We start from the raw sequence: 808 nt of genomic DNA, 5'->3' as shown, positions 1-808 counted from the left end.
TCCATCAGGTTTGGTGGCGATAGCGAAGAGGTCACACCCGTTCCCATACCGAACACGGAAGTTAAGCTCTTCAGCGCCGATGGTAGTTGGGGGTTTCCCCCTGTGAGAGTAGGACGCCGCCAAGCTTTTCAAAGGATCAGTTCCAGTCGGAACTGGTCTTTTTTGTGCTGTTTGAAAGAAGATCACCTTGATACATATGTGGTATAAATCAGGTTGTTTTAAGTCACTATAAGCGTGGAGATGCTCTAAATCAACGTGAAAGTCTGTGAAGCATGTTCACTTTTAAGTATGGAGAAAAGTAATAGAGAGAAAGAATAGCAGGTGTATAGATGCCTGATACAAATTCATTCATTTAAATGGAGTTGTATAAGTCTATTTTATTGAAATCAAAACATTCATTGCGTTTAACAGTTGAAATAAAGAAATATCTATATCATTAAAGTATAAAAATTGAAAGGCTGCTGATATTTTTAAAGGATTTACTCGTTTTTAAAGAGAATATAGAGAAGAGAATACAGCTGTTAATCGTTGAATTGAAGCCGTTTTGACTGGTAACATCAACATCATCTGTTAAAAGAAATACGTTATGAAAAATGAAATAAAATTTTTTTAATATAGCCTTTACAAATGAGTAAAACCTGTATATAATAATCTTTGTCGGATCGAGAGATTCCTACATAGTGGAGGATTAGCTCAGCTGGGAGAGCATCTGCCTTACAAGCAGAGGGTCGGCGGTTCGAGCCCGTCATCCTCCACCATATTTATTCTTACATAATGTTAGGATAGATAAAGCCGGTGTAGCTCAACT

General features: G+C 37.4%; 1 tRNA gene and 1 rRNA gene. Both read left to right on the top strand.

Annotated elements, in window-relative coordinates:
* Positions 1–9: 9 nt before the first annotated feature.
* A 5S ribosomal RNA gene (gene rrf / locus EBQ12_RS19235) occupies positions 10–125 on the top strand.
* A gap of 557 nt (positions 126–682) precedes the next feature.
* Positions 683–758, top strand: a tRNA-Val gene (locus EBQ12_RS19230).
* Positions 759–808 lie beyond the last annotated feature (50 nt).

The sequence above is a fragment of the Bacillus sp. 2B09 genome (assembly GCF_003946835.1).
GTDB classification, from domain to species: domain Bacteria; phylum Bacillota; class Bacilli; order Bacillales; family Bacillaceae; genus Bacillus; species Bacillus altitudinis.
This window is presented reverse-complemented; position numbering and strand designations above follow the sequence as displayed.